Annotated in this window: 1 protein-coding gene; it reads left to right on the plus strand. The window is 73.0% G+C overall.

Annotated features, from left to right (window positions below):
- Positions 1 to 633 (plus strand): acyltransferase domain-containing protein (locus IF129_RS25955; RefSeq protein WP_191212284.1); only part of this gene is annotated, 633 nt, incomplete at both ends.

A 633-nucleotide genomic window follows, 5' to 3' on the forward strand; every position in this document is an offset into this window, starting at 1 on the left:
GTGAGCGGCACCAACGCCCACGTCATCCTCGAACAGGCCCCGGAGGCCCCAGAGCAGGCCGGGCGCTCCGGTCACCCCGCCGCCGGGGAAGGGACCGGCGCGTCAGCAACAGGAGGCGTGACGGCCTGGTCGGTCTCCGCCCGCACGCCGGAGGCCCTGCGCGCCCAGGCGGAGCGTGTGCGAGAAGCCGTCGCCGAGCACCCTCACTGGTCACCCGACGAGGTCGGCCACGCCCTGGCGACGGGCCGCACCTGGTTCGACCAGCGCGCGGTCGTCCTCGGCAGGGACCGCGACGAGCTCCTACGCGGCCTCGACGCCCTCGCCGCAGGTGAAGAGGCCCCGGGCGTGGTGACCGGCTCAGGCCGGTGCGCCGCCCCGGTGTTCGTCTTCCCCGGTCAAGGCTCGCAGTGGACCGGCATGGCCCACGAACTCCTTGGCACCTCCGCCGTGTTCCGGGAGTCGATCGCCGCCTGCGAAGCAGCCCTGTCCCCGCACGTGGACTGGTCCCTGACCGAAGTCCTCCGCAGCGACGAACCCATCACCCGCGTCGACGTCATCCAACCCGTGCTGTTCGCCGTCATGGTCTCCCTCGCCGACCTGTGGCGGTCGTTGGGCGTCGAACCGGCAGCCGTC

It is taken from the genome of Streptomyces chumphonensis, assembly GCF_014779715.1.
Taxonomy (GTDB): domain Bacteria; phylum Actinomycetota; class Actinomycetes; order Streptomycetales; family Streptomycetaceae; genus Streptomyces; species Streptomyces chumphonensis.